The organism is Vreelandella profundi, assembly GCF_019722725.1.
GTDB classification, from domain to species: Bacteria; Pseudomonadota; Gammaproteobacteria; order Pseudomonadales; family Halomonadaceae; genus Vreelandella; species Vreelandella profundi.
Map to the genome: position 1 here is coordinate 956,401 of NZ_CP077941.1, position 15,739 is coordinate 972,139.

The window sequence follows — 15,739 nt, forward strand, 5'->3', positions numbered from 1 at the left end:
ATATCGATGACCCAACTTAATACTCTCAATCTAGCCAAATTAAGTGCCGATGTGGCCACGCCTGGCTATGATCGCCGTGCGCTGACGCCCGGTATTGTACATATCGGGGTAGGCGGCTTTCACCGTGCCCATCAGGCGATGTATCTGGATGCCTTAATGAACCGGGGCGAAGCGTTGGATTGGGGGATTGTCGGCGTTGGCGTGATGCCTGGCGACAAACGCATGCAGCAGGCGCTGGCGGCGCAGGATTATCTGTATACGCTGGTGGTTAAACACCCTGACGGCCAATACGAGCCCCGCGTGATCGGCAGCATGGTGAACTACCTGTATGCCCCCGAAGACGGTGACGCCGTGGTTGAGCAGATGGCCGACCCGGCGATTCGTATCGTGTCGCTGACAGTGACCGAAGGTGGCTACAACTTTCACCCGGTAAGCGGTGAATTCGATCTTTCGAACCCTCAGGTTCGCGCCGATCTTGCCAACCCCACCCAGCCCTCGACTAGCTTTGGACTCGTGGTGGAAGCGCTTGCCCGCCGCCGTGCGCGGGGTGTGGCGCCGTTTACCGTGATGTCCTGCGATAATATTCAGGGCAATGGTGATGTGGCCAAACGCATGTTCGCTGCCTATGCCCATGCGCGGGATCCTGAATTAGGCGCTTGGCTAACGGCTGAGGTGGTGTTTCCCAATGCCATGGTAGATCGCATTACTCCGGTCACATCGCCGATCGATATTGACGAGCTGGCTCAGCGCTTCGCAGTTGAGGATGCTTGGCCAGTGGTTTGCGAACCCTTTACCCAATGGGTATTGGAGGACGATTTCCCGCTGGGACGCCCCGCGTTTGAAAAAGTGGGCGTTCAGCTAGTGGACGATGTTGAACCCTATGAGCTGATGAAACTGCGCCTGCTTAACGCAAGCCATCAGGCGCTGACCTACTTTGGCTATTTGGCGGGCTATCGCTATGCCCACGAAGTGTGTCAGGACCCGCTGTTCGTTAATTTTTTAATGGGCTATATGTGCGAAGAAGGCACCCCGACGCTATCGCCAGTGCCGGGTGTTGATCTTGAAACCTATCGATTAACGCTGATTGAGCGTTTTGCCAATCCGCAAATTAAAGATACGCTGGCGAGGCTGTGCGCCGAGAGCTCTGATCGTATTCCCAGATGGCTTGTGCCGGTTATTCACCAGCAGCTGGCCCAGGGGGGCGACATAGTACGCAGTGCCGCTGTCGTGGCCAGCTGGGCGCGCTATGCTGAGGGCGTTGATGAGCAGGGCCAAGCTATTGAAATTGTTGATCGCTTAAAGGCGCCCCTGATGGCGATTGCCGCACAGAACCGCACGCGACCCACGGTCTTTATTGAGAACCGTGAGCTGTTTGGCGATCTAAGCGACAGCCCTCGATTTGTTGACGCTTATCTAGCGGCGCTAACAGCGCTGCACGAGCGCGGCGCACGCGCTACTCTAGAGGGGCTGACGGTTTCCAAAGGAACGTTATGATCTATATCGGGGTAGATTGCGGTACCCAGAGTACCAAGGTGGTCGTGGTAGACGTTGAGCGGGGAGGGATTCTGGCTGAGGCGAGCTGCCCCCATCGCCTTGATGAAGGCGAAAATGGCCGGCGCGAGCAGGCACCCGCTGAATGGTTAGCTGCGCTTAAAGGCGCCTTCTTTGCCGCACTCGAGCGCGCCGGCGTTTCTGCCAGTGATGTGCGTGGGATCGGGGTCTCCGGCCAGCAGCATGGAATGGTGGCACTGGATGCTGACGGCGCGCCGGTTTACCCGGCCAAACTGTGGTGCGATACCGAGACCAATGCGCAGAACGTTGACCTAGTGGCGCGCCTGGGGGGCGAGGCAGGTTGTTTGGATAAGCTGGGGCTGGTGCTACAAACGGGCTACACAGCATCTAAACTTGCTTGGCTGCGAGAGCAGCACCCCAATGCTTATCGGCGAATTGACAGCCTGCTACTGCCTCATGACTACCTGAATTTTTGGTTAACCGGTGAGCGCGTCACTGAAGCAGGCGATGCGTCAGGCACTGGCTATTTTGATACCCGCAACCGCTGCTGGCAGCTGGATGTGTTTGCTGAAATAGCCCCCGAACTGGACCCGGCGCGGGTATTGCCCCGCGTGCTAGAAGCCCATGAGCCAGCCGGGCTTGTGCGCCCAGCGGTTGCCCGAGAGCTTGGGTTAAACGATCAGGTCGTCGTATCTTCTGGCGGTGGCGACAACATGCTGGGCGCTATTGGTACCGGCAATATTACGCCAGGACTGATTACGCTCAGCCTGGGTACGTCCGGTACGGTCTGCGCCTATTCAGACACGCCAGTGGAGTGTGACAGCGCCATGGTCGCCAATTTCTGTTCGAGTACCGGCGGCTGGCTGCCTCTTATTTGCACCATGAACGTCACTTCAGCCACTACGCGAGTGCGCGAGCTGTTTGGCTTAGATCTGGCGGCGTTTAGTGAGCGCGTGGCAAGTGCTCCTGTGGGCGCTGAAGGCGTTACCGTATTACCGTTTTTTAATGGCGAGCGGGTGCCGATGCTGCCCGATGCGTCTGCGGACTTTCTCGGCCTTACCAGTTTAAATACCACCCAGGCTAATTTATGCCGGAGCGTGGTAGAGGGGGCCACGTTCGGGCTACGCTATGGGCTAGAATTGCTGGGTGATATCACCGCTGGGGCCAGCCAGATCCGGCTGATCGGTGGCGGTGCCAATAGCCCCGTATGGCGGCAGATGGTGGCCGATATCACCGGCACCCAGGTGATTTGCCCCGAGATTACCGATGCGGCAGCGCTAGGCGCTGCGCTACAGGCGGCTTGGTGCGACCAGCGTGCAAACGGCGTAACGCTAGAGGCGTTGTGTGAACGCTTAGTGCATTTGGATGCGCAGTCGCTGGCTGACCCACATCCAGAAAGAGTGGCCACTTACCAACCCATTTATGCCCGCTATTGCGCGGCACTTGAACAACGCCATGGCGGCGCCTAACAGCCTATTAAGGAGATTGTATGACGACTCAGCTGCAACAGTTGAAGCAACATTCGCTGGTAGTCGCCGATACCGGTGATCTTGACGCTATCCGCCGCTATCAGCCCCAGGATGCCACCACCAATCCGTCACTACTGCTTAAAGCCTTTAGTCTGGCAGGGTATCAAGGATTGATTGATGAAGAGCTGAGCAGCGTAAAAGCCTCAGGTGGCAGCCGTGAAGAGCAGGTTAGCCATGCCGTTGATCGGCTTGCCGTGGCCATGGGCAGTGAAATTTCAGCCGTGGTGCCGGGGCGTGTTTCTACCGAAGTCGCTGCGCGACTGTCGTTTGATACCCAGGCCAGCATTGCCAAAGCCCATGAGTTAATCAAACTTTACGATGCCCGTGGCGTCTCACGCGACCGTGTGCTGATTAAACTGGCATCTACCTGGGAGGGCATTCGTGCCGCCGAGGTGCTTGAGCGCGAAGGCATTCAGTGTAACCTAACGCTGCTGTTTAGCGAGGCTCAGGCCCAGGCGTGCTTCGATGCGGGCGTGTTTCTGATTTCTCCTTTTGTGGGCCGTGTCACCGACTGGTACAAAAAAGAAACGGGCAATGATTATGCCCCTGCAAACGATCCTGGCGTTCAGTTTGTGCAGGGCGTGTGTGAGCGAGCCAGTCAAGGTGGCTACGACACCGTGGTCATGGGCGCGAGCTTTCGCACCACCGGCCAAGTGCTCGCGCTGGCAGGCTGCCCGCGATTAACCATCTCGCCCGCCTTACTTGAAGAGCTGGAGGCCACCGAGGGTAACGTCAGTGCGCAGATCAATGCTGGCGAAAGCAGCAGTAAACCCGCGACAGCGTTAAGCGAATCAGCTTTCCGCTGGGGGCATAACCAGGATGCCATGGCGAATGACAAGCTGGCTGAGGGGATTCGTCGCTTCCACGAAGACCAGCTTGAGTTAGAGGCGTTAATCGATAAGCGGCTTGGTTAATCTGATAGCCAAAAGCCGGGTTTAGAAAAGCAGTATTAACACAACGCCGCCCCAGCCAATTGGCTGGGGCGGCGTTGTGTTGTATGTGGCGTATCGATTCACGTCAGTTTCGTCAGAAACGTCTTTATCGATACCCTATAATGCTTTGGACTAAGGTAAGCTTGAGATGACTTGACAATAGTCTGTACACACAAATTTCGATTGTTCAAGGCTAGCATACATACATGAATGTAACTATAATGCTCATCTTTCTGAATGGCCCAGTACGTTGAGTGATTTAGTACGCTCGCCATCCCGACGCTAATACTTAGAGGCAACCCCCATGCGACTGGCACACTGGGCAGTCAATGCCCCTTTACGACCCTTGCTGCTAGCGGTCTTTACCGCTTCTTTTGTGCTGCCTGCTCAGGCGGCTGATCTCATCACGATTACCCGTGATGCGTTAGATAATAACGCAGCACTTGCCTCTGCGCGCTCGGAGTATCTGGGCGTTGAAGCAGGCCGAGACGTTGCACGTGGTGCGCTGTTACCTCAAGTCAATGCGACGGGTAATGTCGCGCATAATCAGCAGTATGAAAGCCAGGGTAGGTCTGGAGCGGGTGGTAGTACTGGTGGTGGCGGAGCGGGAGGTTCTGAGCTGGGCAACTTTGAGTCGCGCGATGACCGCTACAACACCGTGTCGCTTCAGCTTGAAGCCACTCAGGCGTTATTTGATGAGGTGACTCGCCAACAGTTTACTCAGGCCGAACGGCAAATTGATCAGCAGGTTTATCTGTTGGCGGCCACTGAACAACAGCTGTTAATTGATGTGGCCAGCGCCTATTTCGAAATTCTACGCGCTTACGAAGTATTAGAGGCGCGTTTTGCTCAAGAGCGGGCGATCGGGCGTCAGCTTGAGCAAGCCGGCGAGCAGTTTGAAGTCGGTTTAATTGCGATTACCGAAGTAGAAGAGGCGCGCGCCACATTCGATCAGTCGCGTGCTGACCGCATTGCTGCAGAAAGCAGTCTGCAGGTGGCTTTTGAAGCGTTAGAGCAACTTACCGGCCAGCGCTATGCCAGTATCGACGCGCTGGGGGATAGTATGCCGATTGCGCTTCCTGAGCCCAGCAGCCGCGACTATTGGGTAGAGCAGGCCATTGAGCGCAACCCGCAAGTATTGGCGCAGCAGGCAGGTATTGAGATTTCACGCAGCGGTGTGGATATTGCCCGCGCCGGACGTTTGCCTACTCTTCAGGCGTTTGGTAACTATCAATTCGCTGATAACGATACTGACGGCATTACCGGCCATGATTCGTCTAGCCAGGTAGGCGTGAGTGCCAACTTACCTCTCTATACCGGCGGCAGTACTAGCGCTAGCATTCGCCAGGGAACCTATCAACTGGAGAGCAGCCAGTATGATTTCGAGTCCCAGCGTCGGATGTCTATCCAGCAAGTGCGCTCGCTATATACCCAGGTCAGCAATGATGTAGAAACGGTTGAAGCGCGCCAGCAGGCCATTGTGTCAAATCAAAGCGCGCTAGAAGCAACGCGCGCCGGATATGAAGTGGGCACCCGTAATATTGTAGATGTGCTGAACGCTGAGCAGAACTTGTATAACGCTATTGCTAATTATGCTGAGGCTCGCTACAGCTATGTGGTGAATTTGCTTTCGCTGCGTCAGCAGTCGGGGCTCTTGGATGTGGATGCCATTGAAGACGTCAATAACTGGCTAACAGGCGATGAAGTGAACTTCACCTTGCCCGAAAGCGGTGGTGACGACCGCTACCAGCGCGCACTCGATATTGGTGCTCCGCCCCAGCCAGGCCAGTAGTGACGCCAGGTCGGACGTAAATTAGGCGCGAATCTGCTATCAGTCGATCTTAAAAAGATACATGGGAATTTAAACGTATGAAGAAAATGATTCACTCACACAGAGCGAGTCTGGTGACGCTGGTAGCCGCGCTGGCACTTGCTGCCTGTGGTCAAGAGCAGGCTGAGGCCCCGCAGCAGAGCCAGCAAGAGGCGCCGCCTCATAAAGTGGCAGTGGGGGAGATGGCTCGCCAAGATATCGAGCTGAATAAATCGTATCCCTCGTTGTTACGCAGTGATAACGAAGTCACTCTCGTTGCGCGAGTGAGTGGTGCTCTGGAAGAGCGTCATTTTGAGCCTGGGCAAATGGTAGAAAAAGGCGACCGTCTTTATACCATTGAGCCGGATCTGTATCAGGCCACGGTCAATCAGCGTGAAGCCGATCTACAAAGTGCGCAGGCTCAGCTGTCTCGCGCTCAGCGTGATGCCCAGCGCTTTGAACAACTGCTGAGCCAAAACTCGGTGAGCCGTCAGCAATATGACCAGGCGTTAGCCGATCAGCGCGTTGCCCAGGCAAGCGTGGCACAGGCAGAAGCGGTATTAACCACCGCCAATCTAGACCTAGGCTATTCGCAGGTGACTGCGCCTGTCTCGGGCATGATCGGTTTGAGTCAAATCAACGTGGGCAATGTGGTGACGTCTGGCACGGAGCTTGCCACGATCACACCGCTGGACCCGTTAGAGGTGCGTTTTCAATTACCCCAGCGCGATGCCTTTGAGCTTCGCAAGCAGTTGAGCCAGGGCGGCGACCCTTCTGATATTCGCGCCCGGTTAAGCATTCCCGGCGTGAGCGGTGGCAGTGACTCTGAGCTTGAAGGTCGCTTAGACTTTCTTGGCTCGCGAGTGGATAACGGTACGAGCACCGTACAGGCATCCGCCACGTTCGAAAACCCTGAAGCTATCGTGCTGCCTGGCCAATTTGTGCGCGTTAGCATTGATGGTTTAAAACGCTTCGATGTCATGGCCGTGCCTGAAATTGCCGTTACTCAGGGGTTAATGGGGCCGCTAGTATTTGTGTTGGATGACGACAATAAGGCTCGCGAGCAAACGATTTCATTAGGTGAAGTAGCGGGCCCGTGGCAGCTGATTCGTGATGGCATTGAGCCAGGTGACCGCGTGATTGTCGGTGATCCTGCCGGTTTATCACCGGGTATGACGATTGACCCGCAGCCGTTCGACGGCAATGCGGCAGCCGTTGTTGAAGACGTTGAGCAGCAAGAAGCACAAGAGCAAGCTGAAGCAGCACAAGCGATGGAAGCGGGGGCTGCCGATGGACAGCCCGCTGAAGGAGAAGAGGGTGCGCAATAATGAACTTCTCTAACTTCTTCATCAGCCGCCCGATATTTGCCACGGTACTGGCAATTATCGTGACGCTGGTAGGCGTTATGTCCATGCGAGTGCTGTCTATTGAGCAGTACCCTAGCGTGGTGCCGCCTACCGTGTCGGTGCAGGCGCAGTTTCCCGGTGCTGACGCAGAAACCGTTGCCCAAACGGTCGCGGCACCGCTAGCAGAAGCTATTAATGGCGTTGAGGACATGTTGTACATGACCTCAAACAGCGCTGATAACGGCATTATGAGCCTGAGCATTGCGTTCAATATTGGCACCGATGGCGATATTAATACCATTAACGTCAATAACCGCGTGCAAGGCGCGCTTTCGCAATTGCCTGAGGCCGTTCAGCAGCAAGGCGTTACTGTCGAACTGCGCTCAGACTCTATTTTGATGCTTCTTGCGTTGACCTCACCAGGTGGGGACTACGACAACATCTATATGCAGAACTACGCCACGCTCAATATTCTGGATGAACTGCGCCAAGTACCGGGTGTAGGCAATGCGGAAGTGCTGGGTGGCGGTGAGTTTGCCATGCGTATTTGGATGGATCCAGACAAGCTGGCTCAGTACGACCTGACGCCTAGTGAAGTGGCCAGCGCGATTAGATCGCAAAATACTGAAATCCCAGCGGGCAGTTTGGCATCCACGCCCCAAAGTGAGCCGCGGGCTTATACCTATACGATTACCGCAGGCGGCCGTTTAAATAATGTGGATGACTTCCGCAATATTTATCTGCGCACCAATAATGATGGTTCGTCACTGCGCTTGGAAGACGTGGCACGTATCGAACTCGGGGCGTCTTTCTACGGTATTGATGCTCGTTTGAACGGCTCTACCATGACGCCGATTATCATTAATCAGCAGCCAGGAGCAAACGCATTAGCCACCGCCGATGCCCTGCGCGCAACGATGGATGATCTGCAAGAGCGTTTCCCGCCAGGCCTTGAGTATGTGGCGCCTTATGACACTACGTTGTTTATTGATGCCTCGGTTGAGACGGTTTTCCATACCTTTATTGAAGCCTTTCTGATCGTTATCGTCATTCTGTTTATATTCTTACAGAACTGGCGCTTTACCGTGATTGCAATGTCGGTGGTGCCGGTAGCAGTAGTGGGTACCTTTGCAGGCTTTTACCTACTTGGCTTTTCGATCAATCTACTGACGCTTTTCGCGCTGGTACTATCGATAGGCATCGTAGTTGATGACGCCATCTTGGTAGTTGAAAACGTCGAACGTGTACTCAGTGAAGAAGAGGATATAAGCGTTCACGACGCTACCATCCGGGCCATGAAAGAGGTCGGAGGGCCGGTTATTGCAACCTCGCTGATTATGGCTGCCGTGTTTATCCCTGTTGCTTTCCTAGGCGGGTTTACCGGGCAGATTTATCAGCAGTTTGCGATTACCGTGGCCATTTCCGTTGCGCTATCGGCGGTTATGGCGCTGACCTTTACGCCGGCGCTCTCAGCGATCTTTATCAAGCATAAAATCGCAGGGGCGGGTGAGTCTAAATTCAAACGTGCCCTGAATACGCCTTTGCGCCTGTTTGATCGCATGTTCGCCGGTATCACTGCCGCTTACATGTGGTTAGTGAAAGGGTTGGTGCGTTTATGGGTGCTTGCATTAGCGCTGACGGTGCTGGTCGGCGCTGGCTCTTTCTGGCTCTATGCCAATACGCCATCAACGCTGGTGCCAGAAACCGACCAGGGTATCGTGCTGGTAAGCGTATCGCTGCCCGATGCCGCATCGCTTGATCGTACCCAGAGCTACATGGAAAAGCTCAGTGCTGAAATTGAAGCGATTCCGGGCGTTGAGTACTCCTCAGCCATTGCGGGTTACGACATTCTGTCGAGCGCCGTGAATACGGCTCGAGGGATCATTTTCGTCAACATGAGCAATTGGTCTGAGCGTGATCTTACTGCCGGCGGTCTTGTCGGCCAGATTATGCAGCTGGGGGCGAGTATCGACGGTGGCTCTGCGATGGCGTTTAACGTGCCGCCGATTATGGGCCTCTCGACGACCGGTGGTTTTACCGGCTATCTGCAGTCCTTTGATGGTGCATCAACGCGGGAACTGTATGAAGCATCGCTGCAAATTATGCAGAAGGCCAATGAGCATCCTGCTTTAAATCAAGTGTTTTCAACGTTCAACGTTAACGTGCCTTCTTACCGCGCGAACATTGATCAACAGAAGGCGCTGAGCTATGGCGTGGCACTGGAGGAGATTAACTCAGCACTAGGCAATACGTTTGGTAACGGCTTTGTGAACTACTTTAGCTATCAAAACCGTAATTTCCAGGTGTACCTGCAAAACGAAGATGATTTCCGTAAGACGCCAGATGACGTTAGCAGCGTGTATGTGCGTGGCGGCAACGGTGAGCGTATACCGCTTTCTGAATTCGTCGAGCTTGAGCGCCAAACGGGGGCTTCCGTGGTATCCCGCTTCGGGGTTTACGCGGGCGCTCAGTTCCAGGGAAATCCAGCACCCGGCTACAGTTCTACTCAAGCGATCGAAACGATGGATGCAATCGTGCAAGAGACGCTAGGCGCTAACTGGGGCATGGGCTGGACCGGTACCGCTTATCAGGAGTCTAACCAGGGTAATGCGGCCACCATCGCTATCGTCTTCGGTATGCTAATGGTGTTCTTGATACTCGCGGCCCAGTATGAAAGCTGGTCACTGCCGCTGGCGGTACTAACGGCGACGCCTTTTGCTTTCCTTGGCAGCATAGGGGGCATTGTACTTCGCGGCCTAGACACCAGCGTGTATGTGCAAATAGGCATGCTGGTCGTCATAGGGTTAGCAGCGAAGAACGCTATATTGATCGTCGAATTTGCCGAACTTCAGCGTAAAGAGCACGGCAAATCAATCCGCGAAGCGGCGATTATTGCGGCAGAGCTGCGATTCCGCCCGATTGTTATGACCTCGCTAGCGTTCATCTTTGGTACTTTGCCGCTGGCGCTAGCCACCGGCGCCAGCGATGTGAGCAGTCATCACATCGGTACCACGGTTGCGATGGGGATGCTGTCGGTCGCTACGTTGGGCAGTCTGTTTATTCCTACCTTTTACGCCATGATTGCAACAGCGTCGGATTGGCTAGGTCGCAAGACGCGAGGGCATAAGCATGAACCCTCCAAGCCAGCGCTTGAGAATAATCAAGACTAATTTGCCGCCCTGAGCGACGGGTAAGCAATAAACGGGTGTCACCTTCGGGTGATGCCCGTTTTTTTATGTGACGAAAATTGCGTGAAAAGTGGTACTAAAAAGCTAATGTAGACTAAGCTTTAAATAATAATACATCGCCGGCTAAGTATCGGAGGAGTAACACTATGGAACATGTACTGCACGCTGCCATGCAATTTCCGAGTATTGTGCTCGTTGTCTTACTAGGATTACTGGCGTTCTACTGGCTATTAGTGCTGATTCGAGTAGCCCCGCTAGACTTATTTGAACGTGACAGTTTAAAAGAAGATCATCTCGCCAGTACGCTGGTCTCGCTAGGCTTTGCTGGCGTGCCTGCCATACTGGCATTGACCATTATTGTGGCTATTTCAGCGGTATTCACATTGACGGTAGAACTGTTGATCTTGCGATGGCTGCCGCTTGGCTTAATACGTATTCCCGTGGGCGTGCTGGTGCTCTGGCTGTCGATGGTCGCTGCTTCGCCTATCGCAGCGTCGCTTTGCCACGGGTTACATCGTGGGTTACACCGCTATCGTCCGTTTACTCGCCGGTGCTTGTTGGGTGAAACCGTGGTGGTGACAGAGCGCCAAGGCAGCGGTGAGTTGGCGTTTGCAGTGATTGATAATGAGCCTAACAGCGCAGTAACGCTGCATAGCAAAGAGGGGGCTTTGCCACTTCAAGGCGAGCGCCGTGTGTTGGTGAAATACCTGCCCTCAGAGAGTGCTTATCGAAGCGTGTCAGAGCAAGACTACTTAGAAACGCGCGTTCATTTGAACAAGCTGCGGCTCAACCGAAAAAAACGTCACTCGGCGCCGTACTCTACTTCACATTGATAGGGATTCGCATTGATAGGAAACAGCTGGGCGCATCGCCTGCAAGCGTCGCTCAGCTATTGCCACCATTTCCGCCACTGCTGGGTTAGCCACTGAATGATAGTTGAATTAACCTCGGTCGCTTGAGTTTGCTCGTTGGGCACTACATCAGTCTTTTCAGTCCGAATTAAAAAGCGCTCAATGGGCGTGACCTGTTCAGGTCGGTCTAGCATGGGGGCGTGCCCGCAGTTAGGCACGCTGAGTGTTACTAGCGACGGCTGAAGCTCAGCCATGCGTGGCACCGTTGTTGCGTCAAGCAGCGTCGATTGCTCGCCACGAATAACCATCACCGGGCAGCGAATGCTCGCCCAGTCAGCCCAGGTTTCGCGTGGCGTGTCATGTATAAACTGCTCGCTAATGCGCGGATCAAAGTGATACGTCCAGCGGCCATCAGGCAGCCTGCGGGCGCTGTTGAGCGCTAATTCGCGCCACGCGGCTTCACTGGTAATGCCAAAGCTTTTATAGTGCTGGCTGAGTGCCTGCTGAAGTTCACTAAAGCTTGAAAAACGATGGGTAACGCTAAAATAACTGGCCAGCTCAATAAGGCCCTGCTTGTTCAGCTCCGGACCAATATCATTGAGAATTAGCTTGGAAATACGCCCGCTATGCTGAGGGTCAGCGGCAATTAACATGCCTAGCAGACCACCCATCGACGTGCCCAGCCAATCAACGCGCTCAAGTTTGAAGTGATCGAGTAGCGCGATAGCGACCGTCATATAATGACTGTAAAGATAGTCGTGAGCAGGAAAGAGCGACCAGCTGGACAGCCCGCGCCCAGGCGTGTCAGGGGCAAGAATGCGCCACTCGCTGCCGAGCTCGCGCGCCAGCGCGCTAAAATCACCGCCGTGACGAGCAAGGCCATGCCAGGCGATCAGAGTGCGGGAGGCATTAGGGTTCCAAATGCGAACAGCAACATCTAATTCACGTACGCGGACAAACGCTAGGGCATCCATAGTGTGCTCACATGGCTGGGTAATAACGCCAGTATTAGCATACTTGCTGCATTGAGAGTGGGGTTAAATTAGCGCTGCATCATGTGGATGGAGATGTCGATCATTTCGCCGCCGCGTTCACGAATCGAATACGCATCTGGATTACGCAACCACTCATGGAAGAGACCACCTAACATCGACTGCATCATCCGCGCAGCAACGGCTGGCGAGAGGTCTTCGCGCAACAGCTGCTGCTGCTGGGCGATCTCAAACACTGACAGCATTTCATCGAAACACTCGTTACCAATTTTATCCTGCATTTCTAGCGGGTTGATGTCACTGAAGAATTCGCAGCGATGCAGCAGGATCGACAGTACCCGCTGGTACGAGGGCTGTTCAATGCGTGCCAAGCCGGCATGGCAGGCTAAGCGGATAGACTCAAGAGGCGATTTTCCAGCCTCGGTTTTCTCCACTTCTTCCATCAGCGATTGGAAGGGCATGCGGACCTGTTCCACAAGCGCCATGAACAGGTCGCCTTTATTTTTAAAATGCCAATAGACAGCGCCTCGGGTAAGGCCTGCATGGCGAGCAATTTGTTCTAGCGATGTGCGTGCCACGCCTTTAGCAAAAAACACCTCTTCGGCAGCATGTAACAGTGCTTCCCGAGTGGCAGCAGCTTCAGCTTTAGTTTTTCTTGCCATGGAACGCAACCTTATGATCGAAACGTAATGGTCATATTTTAACCTAAGCTGATGGAGATTTACATTCAAAACTGTATGGATAATTCAGCTAGCGCATAGCATCAAGGGTTAGGCTCGTTATTTTGCAGCGTCAGGCGTATAAAAAGGCAATGGAATGGATCCGTATTCACTGCGACAGCGTGAAGCATCATCGTTAAAACAGGACTTTAAGCATGCCGCGAACCCCTTTTCAGCTGGGCGAACACACCATTATGCCCGGCCAGCGTTTACAAATAGATGTGCCGGTAGCGCGTTTATATACCCATACGCCGCTGCATATACCTGTGGAGGTCGTGCATGGGCGCAAGGATGGCCCTGTTTTATTAGTTTGTGGCGGTATTCATGGCGACGAAATCAACGGTGTGGAAATTGTGCGCCGGGTACTGCGCGCCAAGGCGATTAATAGCATTCGCGGCACGCTCATCGCAGTGCCGGTGGTCAATGTGTTTGGTTTCTTACAGCAAACGCGCTATTTGCCTGATCGGCGTGATCTTAACCGCTGCTTTCCGGGCAGCGAGTCAGGCTCGTTAGGTGGGCGGATTGCCGCTCTTTTTCGCGAACAAATTGTGGATCACGCCACGCATATTATTGACCTGCATACCGGGGCCATTCACCGTACGAACCTGCCGCAAATTCGTGCACAGCTGCGCCCAGGCAGTGAAACCGAACGCATGGCAGATGCTTTTGGCGCCCCCGTGGTGCTTAACGCTGAGCTGCGCGAAGGTAGCCTGCGCCACTACGCGCAGAGCCGTGGTATCCCCGTATTAACTTATGAAGCCGGTGAAGCACTGCGCTTTGATGAATGGGCGATTGCGCCGGGTGCTCGCGGCGTGCTGCGCGTTATGCGGCGTTTAGGTATGTTGGCCGGTGAGCAGCGCCGCCGCACGCCAGCGCCTGCTGAACTGGCCAACGGTTCAAGCTGGGCAAGGGCGCCTATCGACGGCATTTTGCGCCCCAAGGTGCGCCTAGGCGCGCGCGTAGCCAAAGGTGAGGTGCTGGGCAAAGTGGCCGATCCCTTTGGCAATGAAGAGGGCGAAGTGCGCGCAGTGGCCGATGGGATCGTGATTGGAATGAGCCGTCTGCCGCTGGCTAACGAAGGTGAAGCGCTCTTTCATATTGCCCGTTTCGATGAAATTGAGGAGGCTGAAACGGCTATCGAGAGCTTCAACTCAAGCCTAGTGCCGCCCACAGATTCGTTTTCTTAGCCGCTATTGATACATAGAGGCTATTGGTTTAATCGATAAGTGATAGCCGCCGCGCATGGCAAGTTGGCGGCGGGTTGACTATACCTATAAGGTGGGCTTTGTTAGCGGCTACACTGATAACAACGAAAATAAATAGCCAAGCTTTCATCGTACTCGAATGCGTGGCGCTAAAAAGCCACGTCTACCGTGACATGGAGGAAAAACGATGACGAGTGATACACCTAAGCACACCACAACGGATGCGGGTATACCGGTTAGCAGTGACGAACACTCGCTCTCAGTCGGGCCAGATGGCCCTATTGTGATGCACGACCACGTACTGATGGAGCAAATGGCGGCGTTTAACCGGGAAATGATTCCTGACCGTCAACCACATGCCAAGGGCAGCGGCGCCTTTGGGCATTTTGAAGTCACCCACGATGTAAGCAAATACACCAAAGCCAAGTTTCTGCACAAAGGTACTAAAACCGATGTGCTGATCCGCTTTTCGACGGTAGCCGGTGAAAGCGGCAGCCCCGATACGTGGCGTGACCCGCGCGGTTTTTCGGTGAAATTTTATACCGAGGAAGGCAATTTCGACATGGTGGGTAATAATACCCCCGTGTTTTTTGTGCGTGACCCAATGAAGTTTCAGCACTTCATTCACTCACAAAAACGTCGCGCCGATAACGGTCTGCGTGACCATGATATGCAATGGGATTTTTGGACGCTGTCACCTGAGTCGGCTCACCAGGTAGCATGGTTAATGGGAGACCGCGGTGTGCCGGCGACATGGCGGCATATGAACGGCTACTCTAGCCATACCTATATGTGGGTTAATAATGAAGGTGAGCGGTTCTGGGTGAAGTATCACTTCAAAACCGACCAGGGCATCAAGTGCATGACCCAGGAGCAAGCGGATAAAATGGCCGGTACCGATGCCGACTATCATCGCCGTGATCTATTTGAAGCCATTCAGCGTGGCGAGCATCCCACCTGGACACTGCACATGCAGATCATGCCCTTTGAGGATGCCAAAACCTATCGCTATAACCCCTTTGATCTCACCAAGGTGTGGCCCCACGATGACTATCCGCTGATGGAAGTGGGTAAGCTAACCCTTAACCAAAATCCCACCGACTTCCATAGTCAAATCAATCAGGCCGCGTTCGAGCCTAACAACATGGTGCCAGGCACCGGCCTTTCACCCGACAAGATGTTGCTGGCACGTTCAATCTCGTATGCCGATGCACACAGGGCGCGTTTAGGCGTTAACTATAAGCATATCCCCGTCAATATGCCTATAAGCCCAGTCAATAGCTATACCCAGGGCGGTGCCATGCGTATGCATCACGCGACAGATCCTGTCTATGCGCCGAACAGTAAAGGTGGCCCTACAGCCGATGTTGAGCGTTTTCCAGAAGATGCCGTATGGTCCACCAGCGGTGAATTGGTGCGTGCAGCTTATACGCTGCGCAAAGACGATGATGACTGGGGTCAGCCCGGTACGTTGGTTCGCGACGTAATGGATGATGCCGCGCGTGAGCGTTTGGTTTCCAACGTTGTTGGGCATCTTTCAGGTGGTGTCAGCGAGCCAGTGCTTGAGCGTGCGTTTGAGTATTGGCGCAATATCGACCAAGACGTAGGTGATCGCATCGCCAAAGGCGTGAAAGGCGACCAGCCGTGATGCTGTA

11 protein-coding genes are annotated in these 15,739 nt (G+C 54.2%); 9 read left to right on the forward strand and 2 right to left on the reverse strand.

The window, feature by feature from the left end:
- Nucleotides 1-6 precede the first annotated feature (6 nt).
- From KUO20_RS04460 to KUO20_RS04490, 7 genes are all read left to right on the forward strand, one after another.
- Complete coding sequence (locus KUO20_RS04460; protein WP_235041704.1) at nucleotides 7-1,494, forward strand: mannitol dehydrogenase family protein; 1,488 nt, start codon at nucleotides 7-9, stop codon at nucleotides 1,492-1,494.
- On the forward strand, nucleotides 1,494-2,981 hold the full coding sequence (xylB, locus tag KUO20_RS04465) for a xylulokinase (RefSeq protein ID WP_235042417.1): 1,488 nt from the start codon (nucleotides 1,494-1,496) through the stop codon (nucleotides 2,979-2,981). The genes KUO20_RS04460 and xylB overlap by 1 nt, the downstream gene beginning before the upstream one ends.
- Nucleotides 2,982-3,001: 20 nt before the next feature.
- Entirely contained in the window at nucleotides 3,002-3,955 is a 954-nt protein-coding gene (gene tal / locus KUO20_RS04470) for a transaldolase (RefSeq protein WP_235041705.1), read from the forward strand.
- Between the two features lie 322 nt (nucleotides 3,956-4,277).
- On the forward strand, nucleotides 4,278-5,765 hold the full coding sequence (locus KUO20_RS04475) for a TolC family outer membrane protein (RefSeq protein WP_235041706.1): 1,488 nt from the start codon (nucleotides 4,278-4,280) through the stop codon (nucleotides 5,763-5,765).
- 77 nt (nucleotides 5,766-5,842) lie between these two features.
- Nucleotides 5,843-7,111, forward strand: coding sequence for an efflux RND transporter periplasmic adaptor subunit (locus KUO20_RS04480; protein WP_235041707.1), 1,269 nt, complete (start codon nucleotides 5,843-5,845; stop codon nucleotides 7,109-7,111).
- Nucleotides 7,111-10,299 carry an efflux RND transporter permease subunit gene (locus KUO20_RS04485; RefSeq protein WP_235041708.1) on the forward strand — a complete coding sequence of 1,063 codons (3,189 nt, stop codon included), beginning with the start codon at nucleotides 7,111-7,113 and terminating at the stop codon, nucleotides 10,297-10,299. Before KUO20_RS04480 ends, KUO20_RS04485 begins: the two co-directional genes overlap by 1 nt.
- A gap of 164 nt (nucleotides 10,300-10,463) precedes the next feature.
- Nucleotides 10,464-11,150, forward strand: a complete 687-nt coding sequence (locus tag KUO20_RS04490; RefSeq protein ID WP_235041709.1) for a hypothetical protein — start codon at nucleotides 10,464-10,466, stop codon at nucleotides 11,148-11,150.
- A 56-nt stretch (nucleotides 11,151-11,206) separates the two neighbouring features.
- Here the strand turns inward: KUO20_RS04490 and KUO20_RS04495 are convergent, their stop codons facing one another.
- Nucleotides 11,207-12,142, reverse strand: a complete 936-nt coding sequence (locus tag KUO20_RS04495) for an alpha/beta fold hydrolase (RefSeq protein WP_235041710.1) — start codon at nucleotides 12,140-12,142, stop codon at nucleotides 11,207-11,209.
- 68 nt (nucleotides 12,143-12,210) lie between these two features.
- Nucleotides 12,211-12,822: a TetR family transcriptional regulator gene (locus KUO20_RS04500; protein WP_235041711.1), complete on the reverse strand. Its 612-nt coding sequence runs from the start codon at nucleotides 12,820-12,822 to the stop codon at nucleotides 12,211-12,213.
- A gap of 212 nt (nucleotides 12,823-13,034) precedes the next feature.
- Between KUO20_RS04500 and KUO20_RS04505 the strand changes: the two genes are divergently transcribed.
- Both KUO20_RS04505 and KUO20_RS04510 read left to right on the forward strand, forming a co-directional pair.
- Nucleotides 13,035-14,066: a succinylglutamate desuccinylase/aspartoacylase family protein gene (locus tag KUO20_RS04505; protein WP_235041712.1), complete on the forward strand. Its 1,032-nt coding sequence runs from the start codon at nucleotides 13,035-13,037 to the stop codon at nucleotides 14,064-14,066.
- A 205-nt stretch (nucleotides 14,067-14,271) separates the two neighbouring features.
- Nucleotides 14,272-15,732 (forward strand): catalase, encoded by a 1,461-nt coding sequence (locus tag KUO20_RS04510; protein WP_235041713.1) that lies wholly within the window; start codon nucleotides 14,272-14,274, stop codon nucleotides 15,730-15,732.
- The last annotated feature ends 7 nt before the right edge of the window (nucleotides 15,733-15,739 follow it).